The organism is Pseudorhodoferax sp. Leaf274 (genome assembly GCF_001422445.1).
Classification (GTDB): Bacteria; Pseudomonadota; Gammaproteobacteria; order Burkholderiales; family Burkholderiaceae_C; genus Pseudorhodoferax.
Genome location: NZ_LMNA01000030.1, coordinates 60990 through 83688, shown reverse-complemented (window position 1 = coordinate 83688; position 22699 = coordinate 60990). Strand labels below are relative to the sequence as shown.

The following is a 22699-nucleotide window of genomic DNA, read 5'->3' as shown; positions in this document are numbered from 1 at the left end:
GGGCTTGATCTGGAGCCTGTTCTTCTCCCAGCTGCTGAACGGCGTGCAGCTCGGGATGCTGCTGTTCCTGCTGTCGGCCGGCCTCACGCTGGTGTTCGGCATCATGAACTTCATCAACCTGGCGCACGGCTCGTTCTACATGCTGGGCGCCTACTTCGCGGCGGCCGCGCTGGCGCGCACGGATTCGTTCCTGCTGGCCGGCCTGGCCGGCATCGGCGGCGCGATGCTGCTGGCGTTCGCCATCGAGCGGCTGGCGCTGCGCCGGCTGTATGGCCGCGACCACCTGGACCAGGTGCTGGCCACGCTGGGCCTCATCATGTTCTTCAACGAGACCGTGCGCATGGTCTGGGGTTCGCAGCCGGTCTTCACGGCGCAGCCCGGCTGGCTCAACGGCTCGCTGCAGTTCGGCGATTTCAGCTACCCGGCCTACCGGCTCATGATCATCGTGGCGGGGCTGCTGGTGGCCGCCGGCATCTACGTGCTGATCCACAAGACGCGCGTCGGCATGCTGGTGCGCGCCAGTTCCACGCATCCCGACACCGTGGCGGCGCTGGGCGTGAACGCACGGCTGCTCAACACGCTGCTGTTCTCGGTGGGTGCGGGCCTGGCGGCGCTGGCGGGCTGGCTGGTCGGGCCCATCGTCTCGGTGCAGTCGGGCATGGGCGACAACGTGCTGATCCTGGCGCTCGTGGTCATCGTGATCGGCGGCATCGGCTCGATCCGCGGTGCGTTCTACGCGGCGCTGCTGGTCGGGCTGGTGGACACCATGGGCCGCGCCTACATGCCGCAGATCACGCGGCAGTTCTTCGAGCGCAGCGCGGCGGACGCGGCGGGGCCGGCGCTGGCCTCGATGCTGATCTACCTGTTCATGGCGCTGATCCTGGCGGTCAAACCGGCGGGGTTGTTTCCGGTGCGGCGATGAGACTCAAGTTTCCGATGGTGCGAGACCGCGCCGACGGTGTATTCCACTCCGCGAATGTCCCCCGCCCAGGGCCGCCTGCGGCCCTGGCGGGGGACATTCGCGGAAGGGGCCACCCGGTGGCCTCGGCCCGCGCACCGCGCCTGCGCCAGATCCTGTTGCAGGCACGACGAGATGTTTCCTGAATCCCTCTCCTGGCGCTCGCCACGCGCCTGGCTGACCGCAGCCATCGTGCTGCTGATGCTGCTGGTGCCCTTGTTCGCACAATGGGCCGGCTCCAGCTTCTACCTGAGTTTTGCCACGCGCATCGTGGTGTTCGCCATCGCGGCCAGCGGGCTCAACCTGGTGCTGGGCTACGGCGGGCTGGTCAGCCTGGGGCATGCGCTGTACGTGGGCCTGGGCGCCTACGTGGTCGGCATCGCGGCCTTCCACGGGCTGACGAACGGCTGGGCACAGCTCGGCATCGCGCTGGCGCTGGCGGCGGGCGTGGCCGCGGTCACGGGCCTGGTCTCGCTGCGCACGCGCGGCATCGGCTTCATCATGATCACGCTGGCCTTCGGACAGATGTTCTATTTCCTGGCCATCAGCCTGAAGACCTACGGCGGCGACGATGGCCTGCCGCTGGGCGAGCGCAGCCAGCTCGCGCCGCTGCCCGCACTGGAGGGCAAGCTGGCGCTGTACTACCTGGCGCTCGGCCTGCTGTTGCTGGTCATGTTCCTCGTGTGGCGCGCGGTGCACAGCCGCTTCGGCATGGTGCTGCGCGGTTTCCACGCCAACGAGCGGCGCATGCTGGCGGCCGGCTTTCCGCGCCTGCGCTACCAGCTGACGGCCTATGTGCTCTCGGCACTGGTCTGCACGCTGGCCGGGTTCCTGCAGGGCAACCTCACGGCCTTCGCCTCGCCGTCCTACCTGTCCTGGCAGGCCTCGGGCGAGCTGATCCTGATCGTGGTGCTGGGCGGCATGGGCACGGTCATGGGACCGCTGGTCGGCGCCGTGGTGCTGCTGGTGCTGGAGGAAATGCTGTCGGGCTGGACGCAGCACTGGATGGCCGTCCTCGGGCCGTTGATCGTGCTGGTCGCGCTGGTGTCGCGGCGCGGCATCTGGGGCGTGGTGCTGCGCTGGGAGGGCAAGCGATGAGCACCGCCGGCCCGCCCACAGGTGCGCCAGCCAGCCAGCCCTTGCTGGTTGTCGAAGGCCTGGTCAAGCGCTTCGGCGGCCTCACCGCCACCGACCGCCTGCAGCTGGCCCTGGCCCCGGGCGAGACGCATGCGCTGATCGGACCCAACGGCGCGGGCAAGACCACGGTGATGGGCCAGCTCACCGGGGAGCTGCTGCCCGATGCCGGCCGCGTGCTCTACGACGGCCAGGACATCACGCGCTGGCCCACCCCGCAACGCGCACTGGCCGGCATCGCGCGCAGCTACCAGATCACGCAGCTGCTGCACGGCTTCTCGGTGCTGGAGAACGTGATGCTCGTCGTGCAGGCACGCAGCGGCCATTCCTTCGGTGCATGGACGCCCGTGCACCGCCAGGGCGCGCTGACCGGGCCGGCGCTGCAGGCCCTGGAACTGGCGGGCCTGGCCGGACGCGCGCACGACGACGTGATGGCGCTGGCCCATGGCGAGCACCGCCAGCTCGAACTGGCCATGGCCCTGGCCATGCAGCCGCGCCTGTTGCTGCTGGACGAGCCGCTGGCCGGCATGAGCCAGGGCGAATCGGCGCGCATGGTCGAACTGCTGCAGCAACTCAAGGGGCGCTACACCATGCTGCTCGTGGAGCACGACATGCAGGCCGTGTTCAGCCTCGCCGACCGCGTGAGCGTGCTGGTCTATGGCCGCGCCATCGCCTGCGGAACCCCGGCCGAGGTGCAGGCCGACGCGGCGGTCCGCCAGGCCTACCTGGGCGAGGAATGACGATGGCCCTGCTCCAAGTCCAAGGCCTGCAGGCCGGCTACGGCGCCAGCCGCGTGCTGCACGGCATCGACCTCACGGTGGGCGATGGCTGCATCGTCACGCTGCTGGGCAAGAACGGCATGGGCAAGACCACCACGCTCAAGAGCGTGATGGGCCTGTTGCCCAAGCAGGCCGGCGGCGTGCATTTCGCCGGGCGCGATATCACGCGCATGGCCGCCTTCGAGGTGGCGCGCCTGGGCCTGGGCTGGGTGCCCGAGGGGCGGCAGGTCTTTCCCACGCTCACGGTGCAGGAGAACCTCGTCGCCACGGCGGCCAACCGGCACGGGGCCACGCAGCCGTTCACGCTGCAGCGGGTCTACGGCTTCTTCCCGCGGCTGGCCGAGCGCGCCGCGAACCTGGGCAACCAGCTCTCGGGCGGCGAGCAGCAGATGCTGGCCATCGGCCGCGCGCTGATGACCAACCCGAAGCTGCTGGTCCTGGACGAGGCCACCGAGGGCCTGGCACCGCTCGTGCGCGCCGAGATCTGGCGTGTGCTGGGCGCACTGCGCGCCACCGGCATGGCCATGCTCGTGGTGGACAAGAACCTGGGCGCGCTCATGGACCTGGCCGACCAGCACGTGGTGCTGGAAAAAGGCCGCGTGGTCTGGCAGGGCGACAGCGCGGCGCTGCGCGCCGACCAGGCGACCGTGCAGGGGCACCTGGGCCTTTGACGATGCCAGCCGCCTCCGCAGCCCTTGCAGCCCCTGCAGCCCCTGCAGCCCCGCCCGCCCCGGCCACCCAGCAGGACGCCATCTATGCGCAGTTGCGCCAGTGGGTGACGGTCGGCCAGTTCCAGCCCGGCGAGCGGCTCAAGATCCGGCAGCTGGCCGAACGCCTGGGCTGCGGGCTCATGCCGGTGCGCGCCGCGCTGCTGCGCCTGGCGGCCGAGGGCGCGCTGCGCAACGTGCCCAACGCCGGCGTCGTCGTGCCCAAGCTCTCGCCGGCCGAATTCGACGACCTGGTGCAGATGCGCATGCTGCTCGAAGGCGAGGCCGCCGAGCGCGGCGCGCTGCGCATCGACGAGCCCGGCCGCGCCGCGCTCGTGGCGCAGGGGGCGCGCATGCGCGAGGCACTGGCCCAGGGCGATGCGGCAGGCTACCTCGCGGCCCACAAGGACTTCCAGGTGCGCCTGTACCGCGCGGGAGGCTCGCCGCTGCTGTTCGAGCTGATCGACGGCCTGTGGCTCAAGGCCGGCCCGGTGGCCAGCCGCCTGCTCGAGGTGCCGCACGCCGCCGCGGCGCTCGAGGATGCCCACGAGGCCACCCTGGCGGCGCTGGCCCGCCACGACCCCGTGGGCGTGCGCCTGGCGGTGGAGCGCGACCTGTTCATCGCCAGCCAGTTCATCCGCCGACGCCTGCTCGCGGTACGCTGAACACGACCCGAAAGGACACTCCCATGGACCCCGATTCCCTCGAAGCCGCGCAGCTGCTCGTGCGCCGCGCCGGCCGCGCGCTGGCCCGGCACGGGCTGCTGCACGCCTACGGCCACTGCAGCATGCGGCTCGATGCCGGCCACTTCCTGGTCTGCGCCAGCCAGCCGCCCGGCACCATCGGCTTCGGCGTGCCGGGCACCGTGGTGCCGCTGGCCGGCGACTTTCCCGAGCACCTGCTGGGCGAGGTGCGCATCCACCGCGAGATCTACCGGCGCCGGCCCGATGTCGGCGGCGTGGTGCGGGCCATGCCGCCGCGGACCATGTCGCTGTCCACGCTGCGCCGCACGCCGCGCGTGCTGCATGGCATGGGCAGCTACTTCCACCCGGGCACGCCGCTGTGGGACGACGTGCAGCTGCTGCGTTCGGACGCGCAGGCCGAGGCCCTGGTGGCGCAGATGGGCGCCGCGCCGGCCATCGTGATGCGCGGCAACGGCGTGGTCGTGGCCGGCCCCAGCCTGCCCGATGCCGTGGTGCTGACCTGGTACCTGGAGGACGCCGCCCGCATCGAACTGGACTGCGCCGCCGCCGGCGGCGAGCCCGCCGAACTCACGGCCGACGAAGCCACGCGCCGCGCCACCCGCGCCGGCCGCATCTTCGAACGCATGTGGGATTACCTTTCACACGGAGACCTGGAAGTTTGAACCCCTCGCCACAAGGGCCTGTCGCCGTGCTCGGCGCGGGCGTCATCGGCGCCGCCTGGGCGGCCTTCTTCGCGCTGGCGGGCCGCCACGTGCGCGTGGCCGATCCCGCGCCCGATGCGCAGCAGCGCATCGATGCGATGCTGGCGCGCGCACGCCCCGCCATGCAGGCGCTGGGCATGCTGGCCGCGCAGCCCACGCTGCCCCGCCTGGTCACCGGCATCGAAGAGGCCGTCCAGGGCGCCTGCGCCATCCAGGAGGCGCTGCCCGAGCAGCTGGAACTCAAGCGCGCGGCCTACCGCGCCGTGGAAGCCGCCGCGCCATCCGAAGCGCTGCTGATGTCCAGCTCCTCGGGCCTGATGCCCACGCTGCTGCAGCAGGGCCTGGCGCACCCGGAGCGCCTGCTCATCGCCCACCCCTGCAATCCGGCCTACCTGATGCCGCTGGTGGAGCTGGTCGGCGGCCAGGCCACCAGCGCCGAGGCCATGGACCGGGCCGAGGCCTTCTACCGCGCCCTGGGCAAGCAGACCGTGCGCCTGCAGCGCGAGGCCACGGGCCACCTCGTCAACCGGCTGCAGGCCGCGCTGTGGCGCGAGGCCGTGCACCTGGTCGCCGAGGGCTACGCCACGGTGGCCGACGTGGACCGCGCCGTGACCGAGGGCCTGGGCGCGCGCTGGACGGTGTGCGGCCCGCACGCGATCTTCCACCTCTCCGGCGGCTCCCAGGGCATGGCCGCCTTCCTGGAGCGGCTGGGCCCGGCCGTGGAAAGCTGGTGGGCCGACCTGGGCCAGCCGACGCTGGATGCCGGCACGCGCGCCAAGCTCATCGCACAGATGCAGGACGCAGCACAGGGCCGCAGCACCGAGGCCATGGCGCAGGAGCGTGACGCCCACATGCTGCGCGTCATGCGGCTGCTGCGGGACGCTCCTCCACCCGTCTGAGGATTGCGTTCGCCGGTGGGCGCCGCACAATCGTGGCAGCGGCCCGCCGTGGCCGCGAGAACGTGCCGACGCACGAAGGAGCCCACGATGAGCGAAGAGCGCAAGCAATGGATCTGCACGGCCGTCGACATCGACGGTGGCCAGCGCGTGGCGGGCAGCCCCACGCAACTCACGCCGATGGGCGTGGCGGCCAAGAACAAGCTGTGGCCACGCGACACGGTGCTCAAGGTGCGCTTCCTGCAAGGCGACCCGGCGCTGCACGCACGCACGCTGAAGACCGCGCAATCGTGGCTGGTGGACGGCGTGCACCTGCAGCTGGAGCAGGCCCGGCCCTTGGAGGCCGGCGACATCCGCATCAGCTTCGACCCCGCCGCTGGATCGTGGTCCTACGTGGGCACGGACGCCAAGGGCATCCGCAGTTCGCAGGCCACCATGAACCTGGGCTGGGCCACGCTGGACACGCCGGAGCAGGACTTCTCCAGCGTGGTGATCCACGAGTTCGGCCATGCGCTGGGGCTGCTGCACGAGCACAACCACCCCGGCGCGCTGGTGGACTGGGACAAAGCCGCCGTCAAGGCCGACCTCGGCGGCGCGCCCAACTTCTGGGACGACGCGACCATCGCGCACAACGTGTTCGCCAAGTTCGACGCGTCCACCACCATCACCACCGACTTCGACAGCGCCTCGGTCATGATCTACACGATCCCCGCGCACTGGACCACCAACGGCAAGAGCTTCATGCCCTCGTGGAAGCTGTCGGCCGGCGATGCCGCCACCATCCGCAAGCTCTACGCCTGAGCTGCAGCGCGACCTGCTGGTCTTCCAGGGCCTGCGCATGCGCGTGCACCGCATCGGGCTGGCCCACTGGCAGGCCGGGGCGCGGCTGCGCAGCTGGGGCGTGGCCGCCCTGCACCGCGCCGGCGACCAGTGGCTGGCCCCCTGCGGCGCGGACGAGGCCCTGTGGCTGGGCTTCTGGCAGGACGAGGAGGACGGCCCGGGAGCCGAGGTGCAGCTGCACGACCATGCGCACGGCCGCTCTGCCGGCATCGTGCTGCCGCCCGATTTCCAGCTGACCGCGCTGCGCGGCGCCGACGGCACGGCGCATGCCATCGCGCTGCCCGCCCCCCGCTACGAACTGCGGCTTTCCGCGGGCGGCGTCCGGTGCCTGCTCGCGCTGCAGCTGCAGGCGCCGGCCGATTGGGCGCGCACCGCCGGCCGCGCCGCACCGCCGGCCCTGGCCGGGCCGCCGCCGCTCCCGCCCCGCTACGCCTAGGAGACCCCATGGCCCTGGAACCCGTCGCCGGCACGCCCGGCCTGTGGCGCGACCCGCAATGGCAGGCCGGCATGCCCGGCCTGTACGCGCTGCTCGCCGGCGTCAGCGCCTATCCGCACCTTGAAGGCGGCAGCACGCCCGCGCCCGATGCCTTCGGCCTGGGCCAGCTGGGCGCCTCGGCCAACACGGCGGCCAGCCTGTTCGACTGGCTGCGCGCCGACTTCCGGCACGACGGCCTGCCGCTGGTCTGGTGCCAGCTGCTGCTGGCGCCCACGGCCCAGGAGAAGGCCGGCTTCGACGCGCGCGGCCTGGCGCACTACGCGCCGGCCGACCATGCCACGCTGGTCAAGGCCATCCAGCGCTGGACGGGCCAGGTGCCCAGCGCACCCGCCGCCGCGCGCCAGAGCCGCACGCTGTTCTTCTTCAGCGGCCACGGCGTGCAGTCGAACTGGCGCGCGCTGCTGCTGCCCAGCGACTACCTCGACCCCGACCCCGGCGCGCCGCAGCTGCAGAACTGCGTCAGCACGCGCGAGCTGCAGGACTGGATGGAGCAGAGCCCCGTGGGCGAGCACCTGGCGCTGATCGACGCCTGCCGCAACGAGTTCTCGCCGCTGGCCTCGCGCGGGGCCACGGCCAACACCTGCTTTCCGCTGCTGCAGGCCAGCACCCAGGTGCCGCGCACGGCCGCCTCGCTGGCCGCGACCTCGCCCGGCATGCAGGCCTACCAGGTGCCCGGCCAGCCGCACACCCTGTTCGGGCAGGCCGTGCTGAACGCCGTGCGCGGCGGTGGCGGCGCCGATGCGCGGCTGGAGTTCCGCGAACTGGTGGTCGCCGTGCGGGAGGACGTCAACAAGCTGCTGGGCGCGGCCGCCCAGGGCCAGCTGGAGCAGGCCGTGCGCCCACGCGTGGAGGGCGACGACGCGCTCGTCGTCACCGAACTGCTGGCCGCGCCGGTGCCGGCACCGCCCGGGCCCGGGCCGGGCGCACTGCCCCGCGTGGGCGCCGCGCGGCCCCGGCCGGACGCCCTGGCCGCGGCGCTGCGCGCCAGCGCGGAACGCTTCGACCCCGCGCTGGCGGTGCACGACGCGATCGCGTTCGAGCTGCTGACGCAGGACATGCACGAGATCCACCGCCGCATGGGCCACGAGTACGCCTCCATCCTGTGGCGTGAGGGCGTGCACGCCCTCGGGCTCGACGACGGCCGGCCGCTCGCCCAAGGGCTGGTGCTGCTGGCCGTCGAACGCGACGATGCGAGCAGCCTGGTGCAGGTCGACCTGGAACTGCCGGCCCGCGCCGGCGGCGTGCTGCTGGTGTTCGAGGGCGTCCAGCACGTGCAGCGCGAGCGGCTCGCCGTGGCGCTGCCGACCGATGCCAACGGCCCCGTGCCGATCCGCCTGTCCCTGCAGTTCGGCCGGCCCACGCCGCACGAGGGGCCGCGGCTGCAGAAGCTCCAGGCCCGCCTGGGCCCGTCGGCCCACAACCCGCACTACCAGCACCTGTGGACCCTGCTGCGCGAGGCCGAGCTGGGCAGCCCGCGCAAGGCCGCCGAGCGCGCCGACCCCGAGCACCTGCGCGCCGCCGCGCAAGACCAGCCCAATGGCCAGGTGGCACTGACGGCCGGCATGCTGCTGCAGGCCAGCACTGGCCGCATCGCCGAACTGCAGGCCTGGACGCGCAGCCTCGCGCAGCGCGCACCCGAGCTGCCCGATGCCGCCGTGCTCTGGGCCGCCTCGCTGCGCGATGCGCTGGACCACGGCAAGAAGAAGCCCTACGGCGAATCCGCCCCGCAGGCCGCCTTCGTGGCGGCCTTGGCCAGCCTGCAGACGCGCGGCCTGCCCTACTTCGTCGACAGCCTGGAACTGGCCGAACGCCTGCTGCGCCAGGCCCTGCGGATGCCGCTGCAACCCGGCCAGGGCGCGCAGCTGCGCGCCGTGCAGCAGGGCATCGCACAGCTGTACGAAGTGGCGCAGCCCGATGGGCAGTTTCCCGTGCTGGCGGGCTTGCCACGGCCCGCCGGCTTGCCGGGCCAGGGACCGCTCACCGTCGTCGAGATGCGCGCCTTGCTGGGCCGCCGGTGAGCTACCATCCCGGCCGCGGAGCAAGCCGCGCCCGGACCCGCGGGAAGGGTTGAACCCACTTGCCCCCACGCACGCGGCTCCGCGTGCGGCTGAGGTCTTCCCCCACCTTTGTGCGGCCGATGCTGCGGGTCCCCGGCCTTCCACGCACGGAGGTTTCCTTGAAGCACGTCCCCCCGCGGCCCGACGCCGCGCACCTCAAGAAGCAGGCCAAGCAGCTGCTGGCCGCCCTGCGCGCCGGCGAGGCCGAGGCCTTGGCCCGCATGCGCACCGCCCTGCCGGCCGCGGCCGGCGCCTGCGATGCCGCCATCGCCGCCATGGACCTGCGCCTGCACGATGCGCAGTCCTGCATCGCGCGCGAACACGGCTTCGTCTCCTGGCCTGAACTCATGGGCTTCGTGGCCGCGCGCCTGGCCCATGCCGAGGCCATCGCCGACCCGGCGCGTGCACGCCTGCGCTGGCTGCAGCTGGCCTATGCCGGCGACGTGGCGGGCGGCACCGGGCGGGCCCAGCCGGCCGTGGCCGCGCGCCTGCTGGCCGAACAGCCCGCACTCGCGGGCGACGACCTGCTCATGGCCTGTGCCACCGGCAACGCCGCGCGTCTGCGCGCGGCCATCGCCGCAGACCGTGGCTGGCTGCACCGTCCAGAGGGTGCGCTGCAGCTGCCACCGCTGTTCGCCGTGGCCCACTCCAGCCTGTGGCGGTTGCCCGCGTTCCGGCCCGGCCTGCTGGCCTGCGCACAGCTGCTGCTGGGCGCAGGGGCCGACGCCAACCAGTCGGTGGGCAACCGCTGGCCGCCGGCCTCGCTGCAATCGCCGTCCTCCACCGAGCGGCTGTCCGCCCTGTACGGCGCGGCCGGCCAGAACCGCGACCCGGAGCTCACGCGCCTTCTGCTGGCCGCGGGCGCCGACCCCAACGACGGCGAATCGCTCTACCACGCGCTGGAGAGCGTGGAATGCACGCGGCTGCTGCTGCAGGCCGGCGCACGCGTGACGGGCAGCAACGCGCTGTACCGCGTGCTCGACCTCGACGCCCTGCCCCAGCTGCGCCTGCTGCTGGCCCACGGTGCCGACCCGAACGAGCCCGCACCCGGCGAGCCGACCGCCACCTGGGGCCGGCCGCTGCTGTGGGCGATCCGCCGGCGCCGCTCGGCCGCGCATGTCGCGGCCCTGCTGGAAGCCGGCGCCGATCCCCAGGCCCGCACGCCGGACGGCACGGACGCCGCCACGCTGGCGCTGCGCTACGGCCTGCCCGAGGTCGCCGCGCTGCTGGTCGCGGCCGGCGTGCAGCCACCTGCTGCAGCGCTGGAACGCTTTCTCGCCGCCTGCGCGCGCGGCGACGAGGCCGAGGCCCGGCAACTGCAGGCCGGGCACCCGGGCTGGCCGGCAACGCTACCGGCCGAGCACCTGCGCCTGCTGCCCGAGCTGGCAGCCCAGGGCTGCCTGGACGCGGTGCGGTGCATGGTGCAGCTGGGCTGGCCCATCGCCACCCGCGGCGGCGACTGGGACGCCTCGGCGCTGAACCAGGCCGTGTTCCGCGGCGAAGCGGCCATGGCGCGCCTGCTGTTGGAGCATGGCGCGCAATGGACCGAGCGCCATGGCTATGGCGACGACTGCTGCGGCACGCTGCAATGGGCCTCGAGCAACCAGCCCGACGGGGCCGCGGGCGACTGGCTGGGATGCGCGCAGGCCCTGGTCGCCCACGGCATGCCGGGTGCGCGGCCTGACCCGCAGGACCCGGACAGCGTGCTCGTCGACGGCCGGCGCGCACGCTTCTCCGACGAGGTCACCGAATTCCTGCTCGAAGCCGGGGCCGCCGCGGCAGGCACTGCGCCGCCCGGCTGATCTCGATAGACTGGATCGATGCCCGACGATCCAACCTACACCCCACCCGCCGTCTGGACCTGGAACAAGGCCAGCGGCGGCCGCTTCGCCAACATCAACCGGCCGGTGGCCGGCGCCACGCACGACAAGGAGCTGCCGGTCGGCCGCCACCCCTTGCAGCTGTACTCGCTGGGCACGCCCAACGGCGTCAAGGTCACGGTGCTGCTGGAAGAGCTGCTGGCACTGGGCCACACCGGCGCCGAGTACGACGCCTGGCTGATCCACATCGGCGAAGGCGACCAGTTCGGCAGCGGCTTCGTCGCGATCAACCCCAACTCCAAGATCCCGGCCCTGCTGGACCGCAGCGGCCCGGAGCCCGTGCGCGTGTTCGAGTCCGGCGCCATCCTCCTGTACCTGGCCGAGAAGTTCGGCGCGTTCTTGCCGGCCGGCGGCGCGGCGCGGGCCGAGTGCCTGTCCTGGCTGTTCTGGCAGATGGGCAGCGCGCCCTTCCTGGGTGGCGGCTTCGGCCATTTCTACGCCTACGCGCCGAGCAAGATCGAGTATGCGATCGACCGCTACGCGATGGAGGTCAAGCGCCAGCTCGACGTGCTGGACCGCCGCCTGGCCGAGAGCCGCTTCGTCGCCGGCGACGACTACACCATCGCCGACATCGCCATCTGGCCCTGGTATGGCGCGCTGGCCAAGGGCCAGCTATACGGCGAATCGGGCAACTTCCTGCAGGTGCAGGAATACACCCACGTGCAGCGCTGGACCGAGGAGATCGCGCAGCGCCCCGGTGCGCGCCGCGGCCGCATGGTCAACCGGATGCAGGGCAAGCCCGAGAGCCAGCTGCGCGAACGGCACGAGGCGAGCGACTTCGACACGAAGACGCAGGACAAGCTGGACAACGCCGCCTAGACGCGGACGGTGGGCGGCGCCGCGTTGAGCGTCTCGATGGCAAAGCCCGCCGCCGCCTTGTAGCGCGCCATGAAGGCCTCGCGCTCGGCCGCGGGGATCACCTGGTCGATGTCGTCGAAGACTCCGCCGCAGCGCTCGTCCACCAGGCCCAGCAGGCCGAACGGCCCGGCGCCGCGGTTGCGCAGCACCAGCGCCGAGATGTCGGCGCAGAGCTTGTCGTCGTAGCGGCGCAGCGCAGCCGGGCCCACGCCCTCGACCTGGAGCGCCGCGCCCAGCACGCGCGCATCCACGATGGCCTGGCTCGCGCCGTTGGAGCCCACCGGGTACATCACGTGCGCCGCATCGCCGAGCAGCGCCACGCGCCCATCGACCCAGCTGGGCACGGGATCGCGGTCGATCATGGGGTACTCGAACACCTGACGCGCACCGCGCAGCATGGCGGGCACGTCGATCCAGCCGTAGTCCCAGCCTTCGAAGTGGCCGATGAACTCGTCGATGTCCACGCGGCGGTTCCAGTTGCCTTCGGTCCGGCCCTGGGTCCAGCCCTGGGAGTTGTCGACCGTGATCTCGGCGATCCAGTTGATCGTGGCCAGGCCCGTGGCCGGGTCCGGCTTGGAGATGGGGTAGCAGACCACACGGTGCTTCAGGCTGCCCAGGCCGACGAAGGACGCGCCGCTGCGGATCGGCACGCCCGGCGTGGTGCCGCGCCACATGATGGCGCCGCCCCAGTGGATGGGCGGCTGCTGCGGGTGCATCTGCGCACGCACGGCCGAGTGCAGGCCGTCGGCGGCGACCAGCAGGGCGCCCTGCACTTCCAGCCGCTGGCCCGCGCGCGTCTCGATGAGCGCGGTCACCCCGCCATCGCGCTGGTGGTAGCCCGTGACGCGGTGGCCCAGCCGCACGGCATCCGGGCCGAGCCGCTCCAGCACGGTGCGGTACAGCAGCATCTGCAGTTCGCCGCGGTGCACCGAATACTGGGGCCAGCGGTAGCCTGCGGCCAGGCCGCGCGGCTCGGCGTAGATCTCGCGGCCGTTGCGGCCGACCAGCGCCCATTCGCGCGCCTGGATGCCGATGCGGTCGAGCACCGGCGCGTCCAGCCCCAGGTCATAGAGCTCGCGCACGGCATTGGGCTGCAGGTTGATGCCCACGCCCAGCGGCTGCAGGTCGGGCACCGCCTCGTAGACCACGCAGGGCACGCCGATCTGGTGCAAGGTCAGCGCCATGGCCATGCCGCCGATGCCGCCGCCGGCGATCAGGACGGGAGCCCCGCCCAAGGTGTTTGTCTCCAACATGGGGCCGCATTGTGGAGCAAGGCGGCAGGCCCGACGACGCGCCGGACCCGCGGACCGCGCGGCCGGCCGCGCGCTTGGCTCACTGCCTGAATTCGGCGATGTCCGGCCGCGCGCCCCACATGCAGAACGAAGCCGGCTCGAACGGGAACTGCCGTGGCCGGTGCGCCGGGTCGGTGATCTGGCGGACCCCGCTGGAGTACTCGTAGACCATGCCGTCCGGCCCCTCGAAGTACAGGAACATCGCGCCCGAGGTCGGGTGCCGGCCGGGCCCGAACACCGTGCGCACGCCGCGCCCTTGCAGGAAGTACCAGGACTGCATGATGTCGTCGATGGACGCCACCTGGTGGTTGATGTGCTGCACGCCCGCGAATGCCGATGGGAACAGCGCGATCTTGTGGTGCACCTCGTCGATGCGCAGCAGCGGCGCGGCGCCGATGCGGTCGCTGACCTTGGCCGACAGCACGCCCGTCCAGAAGGCCTCGTCGCGCGCCGGGTCGGTGCTGCGCAGGCCCACGTGCGAGAAGCCGGTGTTGGCCACGGGCCGCGTGGGCGTGAAGGGCCGGTCGGCGCGCGGCTGGCGCTCCAGCAGGTCGATGCGGTTGCCGCTGGGGTCGCGGAACTGGACGACGGCGCCCACGCGGCGCTGCGCGCACTCCTCGTCGCTGCCACGGTGGACCGGGTGGCCCAGGCGTTCGAGCTCGGCGGCGGCCGCGTCCAGCGCCACGCCCTCGCGCAGCTCGAAGCCCACGGTGTGGTCGTGCGGGTCGCCGTCGAAGTAGACCAGCGTGTGGTCGCGCGGGTCGCTGCGCAGGTAGACCGACTGGCCGTTCTTGGAGTTGCCGCCGCGCCCGCCCTCGGCCAGGCCCAGGATGTCGTGGGCATAGCGCACGGCGCCTTCCAGGTCGCGCGTGCCCAGGCGCACGTAGCGGATGTCGTGCAGGTCGATCATGGCTGTCTCCGCGCCAACGGTTCGGGCGCGCCATCGTGGTGGTGCGTCCAGTCTAGGCAAGGAGGGCGCGCGCCGGAACCCGCGCGCGTCAATGCACCGTATTGACGGCGTGAATGCGGCTGCGAGGGCTCAGGCCTGGAACAGCGTGGCGATCTGCGCGCGCAGCCACTGGTGCGCGGGATCCTGGTGGCTGCGCAGGTGCCAGTGCTGGCGGATCTCGATGGCCGGCACGGCCAGCGGCAGCGCCAGCACGCGCAGGCCGGGCGTGTCGGCAAAGCTCAGCGCCAGCCGCGAGGGCACGGTGGCGACCAGGTCGGTCTGCGCCACCACCACCGACAGGCCCATGGAGTGCGCCACCTGCAGGCCGACGCGGCGCTGCACGCCGGCCCGCGCGAACGCACGGTCGAGCCGCTCGTCCAGCAGCTCATGGTTGGCCGCGGCCGGCCGGTACGAGATGTGGGCGGCCTGCAGGTAGGCGTTGCGCGTGAGCCGCGTGCCGATGCCTGGATGCCCGGCACGCGCCAGCACCACGTAGTGCTCGGCGAACAGCCGTTGCGCGAAGAAGCTGTCGCCGAAGGCCGCGAAGTAGCCGATCGCGAGATCGATCTCGCCAGCCGCCAGCGCGGCCTGTGCGCGTGCGGGCGGCATGTCCACCGTGGCCAGGTGCACGCGCGGGGCCTCCTGGGCCAGGTGCTGCACCAGCCGCGGCAGGAACACGCGCTGGGCGATCTCCGTCATGCAGATGCGAAAGCCCTGCGCGGCCGTGGCCGGCAGGAAGGCGCGGCGCTGCGCCAGTGCCTGCTCGAGCTGGCGCAGCGCCAGCTGCACCGGCTCGGCCAGGCCCTCGGCGAGCACCGTGGGCTGCATGCGGCCCTGCAGGCGCACGAACAGCGGGTCGTCGAAGTGCTGGCGCAAGCGGTTCAGCGCATTGCTCATCGAGCCCTGAGTCAGGCCGATCTGGGCGCCGGCGGCCGTCACGCTGCGCGAGCGCCAGATGGCATCGAACACGCGCAGCAGGTTCAGGTCCGGCAGCGCCGGCTTCATGTCCCGGGCCGTACCAGCAGCTTCTGCAGCACCGCATGCACCTGCGGCGGGTCCACCGGCTTGACCAGGTGGCCGGCAAAGCCTGCAGCGGCGGTGCTGCGCAGGTCGCTCTCCGCGCCGTAGCCGCTCAACGCCAGCACGGGCAGGCGGGTGCCGAGCGCACGGCCGATGTCCACGCCGCTGCCGTCGGGCAGGCCCAGATCGGTCAGCACGATGTCGAACGGATGGGCCTGCGCCAGCTGCAGCGCCTCGGCCACGCTGGCGGCATGCTCGACGGAGTAGCCGAATTCTTCGAGGCACATGCGCAGCGCCATCGCCGCGCCCGGGTGGTCCTCCACCATCAGCACGCGCGCATGGCGGACCGGCGCGGGCTCGGCCGCCGGCAGCAGGGACGGCGGCGGGGGCGGCGGCACCGCGCCCTCGCGCAGCGGCAGCCGCAGCGTGAAGCGCGCACCCTGTCCCAGGCCTGGACTCTCGGCCAGCAGCACGCCGCCGTGGGCCAGCGCCAGGTGGCGCGCGATGGCCAGGCCCAGGCCCAGGCCGCCGCGCTCGCGCGCGGTGTCGCGGTCGGCCTGCTCGAACGCGGTGAAGATGCGTTCCAGCGCGTCGGGCGCGATGCCGATGCCCTGGTCGCAGCACGAGAAGACGAATTCGCCGGCCTCCAGCGCCGTGTGCAGGTGCACCACGCCGCCGGGTTCGCTGAACTTGATGGCGTTGCGCAGCAGGTTGGCCACCACCTGCTGCATGCGCACCGGGTCGGCATGCACCCAGGCCGGCCGGTCGGCCAGGGCGAGGTCGACCTGCATGCCGCGTTCGGCCACGGACTCGGCCAGCATGGCCAGGGCCTCGTGCAACACCACGTGCATGTCCACGACTTCCGGCTTGATGCCCAGCTTGCCGCTGGAGATGGCGGAGATGTCGAGCAGATCGTCGATCAGCCGCGCCTCCACCGCCACGTTGCGGCGCACCATCGGCACCAGGTCCTGGTGCGACACGGGCAGGCTGGCGTGGCGCTCCAGCAGGTGCATCGCGGCCGAGACGGCCGACAGCGGCGCGCGCAGTTCGTGCGACAGCATGGCGATGAACCGGTCCTTGGCCTGGCTGGCGCGCTCGGCCTCGTGGCGGGCCGCCTCGGCCTGCTCCTTGGCCTCGCGCAGGGCCTGGGCGGCCAGGTGCTCGGCCGTGGTGTCGCGCGTGATGCTGCACCAGCCCGAGAGCTCGCCCGCATCGCTGTGCAGCGGCATCAGCACGCCCTCGGCCCACAGGCGCGAGCCGTCGCGCCTGCGCATCCAGCGCTGGGTGGCGGCGCGCTGCGCGGTGGCGGCCAGGCGCAGGTCGCGCCGCCAGGTCTCCTGCGCGTCCTCGCCTTCGGGCAGCAGCAGGGTTGCGCTCTGGCCCACGGCCTCGGCGCGCTCGAAGCCGAACATGGCCTGCGCGCCGCGGTTCCAGCTGGTGATGCGGTGCTCGGCATCGAGCAGCAGGACGGCGTAGTCGCGCAGCGACTCGACGATGCGCGCATACAGGCTGTCGGCCTCGCGCAGCCGTGCCTCGGCGGCGTCGCGGGCAGCGCGCGCGCGCGATTCGCGCAGGGCGCGCTCCAGCACCAGCGGCAGCCGCTCCAGGCGGCCCTTGCTCACGTAGTCGGTGGCGCCGCGCTTGAGCAGCTCGACGGCGTTGTCCTCGCCGATCACGCCGGACACGAAGATGAACGGCAGTTGCGGCGCCCTGGCCCTGGCGATGGCCAGCGCCGCATCGCCACCGAAGCCGGGCAGCTGGTAGTCGGACAGCACCGCGTCGAAGCGCTGGGCGGCCAGCGCCTGCAGGAAGCCGGCCTCATCGCGCACCAGCGTGCAGTGCGCCCCGGGGTAGCTGGCATGCACGGCCTCCTGCACCAGTTCCGCGTCGAACGCGGAGTCCTCCAGCAGCAGCAGTGCCAGCGGTTCACTCATGCTCGTAGCGCCGGCTGACCTTCAACGAGCCGGGCGGCGGCTCGTTCAACACGGCCCAGAAGACGCCCAGGTCGGCGATGGCGGCCACGAACTGCTTGAATTCCACGGGCTTGACGACATAGGCGTTCACGCCCAGCTCGTAGCTGCGGATCACGTCGGTCTCCTGCTGCGAGGAGGTCAGCATGACCACGGGGATGCTGCGCAGCGCCGGGTCGGCACGCACGGCCTCCAGCACCTCCAGGCCGTTGACCTTGGGCAGCTTGAGGTCGAGCAGGATCACGGCGGGGTTGCCTTCGTTGCGGTCGGCGTGCTCGTCCTCGCGGCGCAGGTAGGCCAGGGCCTGGGCGCCGTCGCGCAGGACCACGACATCGTTGGCCAGCTGGCTGCGTTCGAGCGCGAGCAGCGTGAGCTCCAGGTCGCGGGTGTCGTCTTCGACGAGAAGAATGGGCTTGAGCATGTGGGTGGTGGACTTCAATCCTTGGAACTGCGCGGCAACAGGAAGCCGAAGCTGGCGCCGCGCTGCGGTTCACCGCGGGCCCAGACCTCGCCGCCATGGCGTTCGACGATGCGCTTGACGTTGGCCAGGCCGATGCCCGTGCCTTCGAACTCTTCGGCCGTGTGCAGGCGCTGGAACACGCCGAACAGCTTGGCGGCGTACTTCATGTCGAAGCCGACGCCGTTGTCCTCGATCTCCAGGCCGTCCATGCCATCGCGCGAAACGGCGCGCACGACGACGTGCGGGGCGGCCTCGCCGCGGGTGTATTTCTGCGCGTTGGCCATCAGGTTGCGCGTGGCCACCTGCAGCAGCAGGGGGTCGGCGTAGAGCCGCGGCAGGCCGGGCGCCACTTCCCAGCGCACGCGGCGGCCAGGCTCGTCGCGCGACAGTTCGCGCACCAGCTCGGCCACCATGGTGGCCGTGTCCACGCTGCGCGGCTTGAGCGCGGCGCGGCCCAGCCGCGAGAAATCGAGCAGCGCATCGACGAGCTGGCCGGCGAACGCCGCAGCCTCCTTCACGTGGCCCAGGTAGCGCTTGCCGCGTTCGCCGATGTGCTTGCCATCCAGCTCCAGCACGAGGTCGGCGTAGCCCGCGATGTGGCGCATGGGCGCGCGCAGGTCGTGCGAGACGGTATAGGAGAAGGCTTCCAGTTCCTTGTTGACGCGGGCCAGCGCGGTGGCGGCATCGGCCATCTCCTGCGCGCGGCGCAGCACGATGCCGATCAGCGCCTCGCGCAGCTCGCGCGCCGCGGCCAGCTCGGACGGCAGCCAGCGGGCCGAGCGGCCGCCCACGTGCTCGACCCAGCTGTCGAAGCTCTTGCGCGGCTGGATGCGCCCGCCCTCGTCGACCGACTTGCGCGGATTGCCCGCCCAGCGCACGGTGCGCACGACCTCGGGGCGGAACCACAGGATCACGTGGCGGTGCACCTGCGAGATGGACACCGCCAGCACGCCGGCGGCCTGCGCCAGCAGCGCGCTGGCGCCGGGATAGTCGCGCGCCAATTCGTCGCTGGCGTAGACGTCCTCGCCCCGGTCGACGACCCAGCGGGCCAGGGCCTCGACCTCGGCCGCCGGCGGCGTCTCGCCCACGGTCCAGACGGTTTCGTCTAGCACCACGGCCGCGCCGCCGGCACGCGCCAGCCGCAGCAGGCCCTGGCTGCGCACCAGCCGGTTCAGCGTGCCGTCGCTCTCGGCCAGCTGCGCCACCAGCGACAGCGTGAGCTGGCGCAGCTCCAGGCGCTCGGCGGCCTCTTCGGCCGCCTGCATCGCGCCGATCTGCAGCGAGAGCAACTGGCCCAGGTGCTCGCAGGCCGCGCGTGCGCTGAGTGCCAGGGTGCGCGGCCCATGGTTGTGGCAGGAGATCAGGCCCCAGAGCTTGCCGTCGACGATGAGCGAGACCGACATGGAGGCCAGCGTGCCCATGTTGCGCATGTATTCGAGGTGCACCGGCGAGACGCTGCGCAGGAAGGCCTGCGAGAGGTCGATCTCCGCCGCAGCGCTGCCGTCCATGCCTTCCAGCGGCACCGGCGCGTAGCGCGCGTCGGGGATCAGCCGGAAGTGGTTCACCAGGTACAGCGCGCGCGCCTGGCGCGGGATGTCGGACGCCGGGAAGTGGTGGCCCAGGTAGCTGTCGTAGCCCTCCTGCAGCGTCTCGGCCAGCACCTGGCCATGGCCGTCCTCGTCGAAGCGGTAGACCAGCGTGCGGCCGAAACCGCTGAGCCGCTGCATCTCCTGGGCCGCCAGCAGGCACAGCGCCGGCAGGTCGCGCGCACGCTGCAGCAGCGGCAGGAAGCTGCGCGCCAATTCGTAGATGGGTGCCGGGCTGTGGTTCTCGGGGCCGGCGTCTTCGCACTCGACGATGACGTGGGCCGGCGTGCGGTGGGCCGACACCTCCTGCGCCACGCCGCCGGGCAGCTGCAGCCGGCCGAGGCTGATCGGCGAGCTGCCGGCGCCGATGGCCGGCAGCGAGGCCAGCGCCGTGCGGTTGAGCTGGGCCAGCACGGCGGCGCGTTCGGCCGCAGGCCAGCGCGCGCTGGCGGCCAGGGGCGCCAGCGTCTGCGCGTGCAGCACCAGCATCCGGCCATGCGGCTGGACGGCACCCGGCCAGCGGATCGGCTCCAGGTCGCAGGAGGTGAGGTCGGGAGGGTTGACGTCCGCTGTCATGGAGCGGTTGTGTACACGGATGGATCGTTCGGGCGAGCGGAGTGTGCCATTGTGGCGAGCCGCCGCCCTGTAGGAGAAGGTCGCGGCCCGATGTGGCATCCTCTCGCGGCTTTCACACCACAGTCCACGCCATGAACGCCGCATCCCACCGCTACTGGCTGATGAAGTCCGAGCCCGACGAATGCTCCATCGACGACGCGCTGGCCGCGCCGGACCGCACCGTGCCCTGGACCGGCGTGCGCAACTACCAGGCCCGCAACTTCATGCGCGATGGCATGCAGGTCGGCGACGGCGTGCTGTTCTACCACTCCAGCTGCCCCGCGCCCGGCATCGCCGGCATCGCGCGCGTGGCCTCCGGGCCGCGGCCGGACCCGACGCAGTTCGACCCTGCCTCGCCCTACCACGACGCCGCCTCCCGGCCCGAGGCGCCGCGCTGGCTGCTGCGCGATGTGCAGGCCGTGCGCAAGACGCGCCTGCTGCCGCTGGCCGAGCTGCGTGCGCACCCCGGCCTGGCGGAGATGCTGGTGCTGCAGCGCGGCAGCCGGCTGTCGATCACGCCGGTCGATCCCGTGCATTGGGCCCTGATCGCCGATGGCTTGCTGGCCGGCCGATAATCCGCGCCCGCAATCCGCATCCAACAAGGCCGCCCACGGCCTGCATCCCCAAGGAAACACTCGACATGGCACGCATGGTCAACTGCATCAAACTGGGCCGCGAGGCCGAAGGCCTGGACCTGCCGCCCTATCCGGGCGAACTGGGCAAGCGCATCTGGCAGAGCGTCAGCAAGGAGGCCTGGGCCGCCTGGCTCAAGCAGCAGACCATGCTGATCAACGAGAACAAGCTCAACATGGCCGACCAGCGCGCGCGCCAGTACCTGTCGCGCCAGATGGAGAACCACTTCTTCGGCGCCGGCGCCGACGCTGTCCAGGGCTACGTGCCGCCCGCCGCCTGAGCGCCCATGGCCGAGCCCATCGAGTGGCTCGCCGATGGCGCTCCCTACAACCCGCGCTTCGGTGACCGCTACCGCTCCGAGGCGGGCCTGGCGCAGGCGCGCGGCGTGTTCCTGCAGGGCTGCGGCCTGCCGCAGGCCTGGGCCGGACGGGCGCACTGGACCATCCTGGAGACCGGCTTCGGCCTGGGCCTGAACTTCCTGGTGGCGTGGGCCGCCTGGCGCTCCGATCCGCAGCGGCCCGCACGGCTGCACTTCGTCTCGGTCGAGGCCTACCCCGCTTCGGCCGACGACCTGCGCCGCAGCGCGCACGCCTTCCCGGAACTGCAGCCCCTGGCCGACGAGCTCGCCGCGCAATGCTGGGGCCTGCGGCCCGGTGTGCACCGGCTGCGGCTGGACCGGGGCCGCGTGCTGCTGACGCTGGCCATCGGCGAAGCCCAGCCCATGCTGCGCGAACTGGTGTGCCCGGCCGACAGCGTGTTCCTCGACGGCTTCAGCCCCGCGTGCAACCCCGGCATCTGGAGCCTGGACACGCTCAAGGCCGTGGCGCGCTGCTGCCGCGCCGGCACGCGGCTGGCCACCTGGACCATCGCGCGCGCCGTGCGCGACAGCCTGGCGCAGTGCGGCTTCACGGTGCAGCGCGTGGCCGGGGTGCCGCCCAAGCGCGACCGGCTGGAAGCCAGCTATGCGCCCGCGTGGACGCCCAGGCAGCGCCCGCAGCCCTGGCACGACGACGATGCCCTGCCCGCCGTGCCTGGCCACTGCACGGTCCTGGGCGCGGGCCTGGCCGGCGCCAGCGTGGCGCGCCAGCTGGCCGAGCGTGGCTGGCAGGTCCAGGTGCTGGATGCAGGCCAAGCCCCTGCGGCCGGCGCCTCCGGCCTGCCCGTGGGCCTGTTCTCGCCACACGACGCCGCCAACGACACCCTGCCCACGCAGTTGTCGCGCGCGGGCGCACGCTGCACGGCCGACCTGCTGCAGGCGCTGCTGCAAGCGGACAGCGACTACGCGCTGAGCGGCGTGCTGGAGCGCCGCATGCGCGGCGCGCGGACGCCGACCGCGCCGGGCGATGCGTTCAGCGCAGCCGCCGATGCGGCGCAGTTGCAGGCCGCGGGCCTGCCCGCGGACGCACCCGCGCAATGGCATGCGGTGGCCGGCTGGGTGCGCCCGGCCCGGCTGGTGCAGGCGCTGCTCGCGCATCCGGCAATCCGCTTTCGCGGCGGCTGCCGCACCACCACGGTGCAGGCCACGCCCCAGGGCTGGTCGCTGCGCGATGCCGACGGCCGGGAACTGCACAGCACGCCCCTGCTGGTGGTGACGGCCGGCATCGGCAGTGCGGCATTGCTGGAACTGGACGCGCTGCAGAACGTGCGCGGACAGGTCAGCCTGGGGCCCTGCCCGCCTGCGCTGCCCCTGCCGGCCATGCCGGTCAATGGCCACGGCCACTTCATCCCGGCCGTGCCGGGTGCGCAGGGACCGCTCTGGCTCAGCGGCTCCAGCTTCGAGCGGGGCGACACCGCCACCGACCTGCGCGAGACCGACCAGCGCTACAACCTCGAACGGCTGCAGGCCTTGCTGCCCGCAACTGCGCAGGCCATCGCCCAGGGCCCTGCGCCCGCCGCCTGGGCCGGCGTGCGCTGCGCCTCGCCGGACCGGCTGCCGCTGGCCGGCCCCTGGGCTCCCGGCCTGTGGGTGCTGACCGCGCTGGGCGCGCGCGGCCTCACGCTTGCGCCACTGGCCGCCGAACTGCTGGCCGCGCGCCTGCACGGCGAACCCCTGCCATTGCCGGCCCGCCTGGTGGCGGCGCTCGACCCGCGGCGGCTGCGGACGGCGTGAGCACCAAAAGACAAGGGGCCCGAAGGCCCCTTGTCGTTGGCGTGGCAGGCTGCG

21 protein-coding genes are annotated in these 22699 nt (G+C 72.7%); 15 read left to right on the top strand and 6 right to left on the bottom strand.

From position 1 onward, the window contains the following. Positions 1 to 4: 4 nt before the first annotated feature. The 12 genes from ASF44_RS27225 (at position 5) to yghU (ending at position 11971) form a co-directional block, all read left to right on the top strand. A complete protein-coding gene (locus tag ASF44_RS27225) occupies positions 5 to 922 on the top strand; it encodes a branched-chain amino acid ABC transporter permease (protein ID WP_156374727.1) in 918 nt (305 codons plus the stop codon). Positions 923 to 1093: 171 nt separating this feature from the next. Beyond that, positions 1094 to 2056, top strand: a complete 963-nt coding sequence (locus ASF44_RS27220; RefSeq protein ID WP_056902417.1) for a branched-chain amino acid ABC transporter permease — start codon at positions 1094 to 1096, stop codon at positions 2054 to 2056. Next, positions 2053 to 2832: an ABC transporter ATP-binding protein gene (locus ASF44_RS27215; RefSeq protein WP_056902416.1), complete on the top strand. Its 780-nt coding sequence runs from the start codon at positions 2053 to 2055 to the stop codon at positions 2830 to 2832. Before ASF44_RS27220 ends, ASF44_RS27215 begins: the two co-directional genes overlap by 4 nt. Next, positions 2829 to 3542: an ABC transporter ATP-binding protein gene (locus ASF44_RS27210; protein ID WP_056902415.1), complete on the top strand. Its 714-nt coding sequence runs from the start codon at positions 2829 to 2831 to the stop codon at positions 3540 to 3542. The genes ASF44_RS27215 and ASF44_RS27210 overlap by 4 nt, the downstream gene beginning before the upstream one ends. A gap of 2 nt (positions 3543 to 3544) precedes the next feature. Continuing rightward, entirely contained in the window at positions 3545 to 4243 is a 699-nt protein-coding gene (locus ASF44_RS27205) for a GntR family transcriptional regulator (RefSeq protein ID WP_082525081.1), read from the top strand. A gap of 23 nt (positions 4244 to 4266) precedes the next feature. Continuing rightward, complete coding sequence (locus tag ASF44_RS27200) at positions 4267 to 4944, top strand: class II aldolase/adducin family protein (RefSeq protein ID WP_056902414.1); 678 nt, start codon at positions 4267 to 4269, stop codon at positions 4942 to 4944. 26 nt (positions 4945 to 4970) lie between these two features. Then, positions 4971 to 5882 (top strand): 3-hydroxyacyl-CoA dehydrogenase NAD-binding domain-containing protein, encoded by a 912-nt coding sequence (locus ASF44_RS27195; protein ID WP_200930668.1) that lies wholly within the window; start codon positions 4971 to 4973, stop codon positions 5880 to 5882. An 87-nt stretch (positions 5883 to 5969) separates the two neighbouring features. Then, positions 5970 to 6680: a matrixin family metalloprotease gene (locus ASF44_RS27190; RefSeq protein WP_056902412.1), complete on the top strand. Its 711-nt coding sequence runs from the start codon at positions 5970 to 5972 to the stop codon at positions 6678 to 6680. Further along, a complete protein-coding gene (locus ASF44_RS27185) occupies positions 6649 to 7155 on the top strand; it encodes a hypothetical protein (RefSeq protein ID WP_056902411.1) in 507 nt (168 codons plus the stop codon). The genes ASF44_RS27190 and ASF44_RS27185 overlap by 32 nt, the downstream gene beginning before the upstream one ends. Positions 7156 to 7163: 8 nt before the next feature. Beyond that, entirely contained in the window at positions 7164 to 9233 is a 2070-nt protein-coding gene (locus tag ASF44_RS27180; protein WP_056902410.1) for a caspase family protein, read from the top strand. Between the two features lie 158 nt (positions 9234 to 9391). After that, positions 9392 to 11074, top strand: a complete 1683-nt coding sequence (locus tag ASF44_RS27175) for an ankyrin repeat domain-containing protein (protein ID WP_056902409.1) — start codon at positions 9392 to 9394, stop codon at positions 11072 to 11074. A gap of 18 nt (positions 11075 to 11092) precedes the next feature. After that, positions 11093 to 11971: a glutathione-dependent disulfide-bond oxidoreductase gene (gene yghU, locus ASF44_RS27170; protein ID WP_056902408.1), complete on the top strand. Its 879-nt coding sequence runs from the start codon at positions 11093 to 11095 to the stop codon at positions 11969 to 11971. Here the strand turns inward: yghU and ASF44_RS27165 are convergent. From ASF44_RS27165 to ASF44_RS27140, 6 genes are all read right to left on the bottom strand, one after another. Beyond that, complete coding sequence (locus ASF44_RS27165; protein ID WP_255358232.1) at positions 11968 to 13245, bottom strand: flavin-dependent oxidoreductase; 1278 nt, start codon at positions 13243 to 13245, stop codon at positions 11968 to 11970. The two genes, yghU and ASF44_RS27165, sit on opposite strands and share 4 nt — an antisense overlap. Before the next feature lie 97 nt (positions 13246 to 13342). Then, complete coding sequence (locus ASF44_RS27160; RefSeq protein ID WP_056902406.1) at positions 13343 to 14212, bottom strand: VOC family protein; 870 nt, start codon at positions 14210 to 14212, stop codon at positions 13343 to 13345. Positions 14213 to 14341: 129 nt separating this feature from the next. Further along, the gene (locus ASF44_RS27155) at positions 14342 to 15256 is read right to left on the bottom strand and encodes a LysR family transcriptional regulator (protein WP_056902405.1); all 915 of its coding nucleotides are present in this window, start codon (positions 15254 to 15256) and stop codon (positions 14342 to 14344) included. Then, positions 15253 to 17205, bottom strand: coding sequence for a response regulator (locus ASF44_RS27150; protein ID WP_056902404.1), 1953 nt, complete (start codon positions 17203 to 17205; stop codon positions 15253 to 15255). Before ASF44_RS27150 ends, ASF44_RS27155 begins: the two co-directional genes overlap by 4 nt. Beyond that, positions 17198 to 17662 carry a response regulator gene (locus tag ASF44_RS27145; protein WP_056902403.1) on the bottom strand — a complete coding sequence of 155 codons (465 nt, stop codon included), beginning with the start codon at positions 17660 to 17662 and terminating at the stop codon, positions 17198 to 17200. Before ASF44_RS27145 ends, ASF44_RS27150 begins: the two co-directional genes overlap by 8 nt. 14 nt (positions 17663 to 17676) lie before the next feature. Then, positions 17677 to 19863, bottom strand: a complete 2187-nt coding sequence (locus tag ASF44_RS27140; protein ID WP_056902402.1) for an ATP-binding protein — start codon at positions 19861 to 19863, stop codon at positions 17677 to 17679. A gap of 131 nt (positions 19864 to 19994) precedes the next feature. On the opposite strand from ASF44_RS27140, the gene ASF44_RS27135 reads away from it, so the two are divergent. From ASF44_RS27135 to mnmC, 3 genes are all read left to right on the top strand, one after another. Then, positions 19995 to 20477 carry an EVE domain-containing protein gene (locus tag ASF44_RS27135; RefSeq protein ID WP_056902401.1) on the top strand — a complete coding sequence of 161 codons (483 nt, stop codon included), beginning with the start codon at positions 19995 to 19997 and terminating at the stop codon, positions 20475 to 20477. Between the two features lie 65 nt (positions 20478 to 20542). Beyond that, complete coding sequence (locus tag ASF44_RS27130) at positions 20543 to 20815, top strand: oxidative damage protection protein (protein WP_056902400.1); 273 nt, start codon at positions 20543 to 20545, stop codon at positions 20813 to 20815. A gap of 6 nt (positions 20816 to 20821) precedes the next feature. Continuing rightward, positions 20822 to 22645 (top strand): FAD-dependent 5-carboxymethylaminomethyl-2-thiouridine(34) oxidoreductase MnmC, encoded by a 1824-nt coding sequence (gene mnmC, locus ASF44_RS27125; RefSeq protein ID WP_056902399.1) that lies wholly within the window; start codon positions 20822 to 20824, stop codon positions 22643 to 22645. The last annotated feature ends 54 nt before the right edge of the window (positions 22646 to 22699 follow it).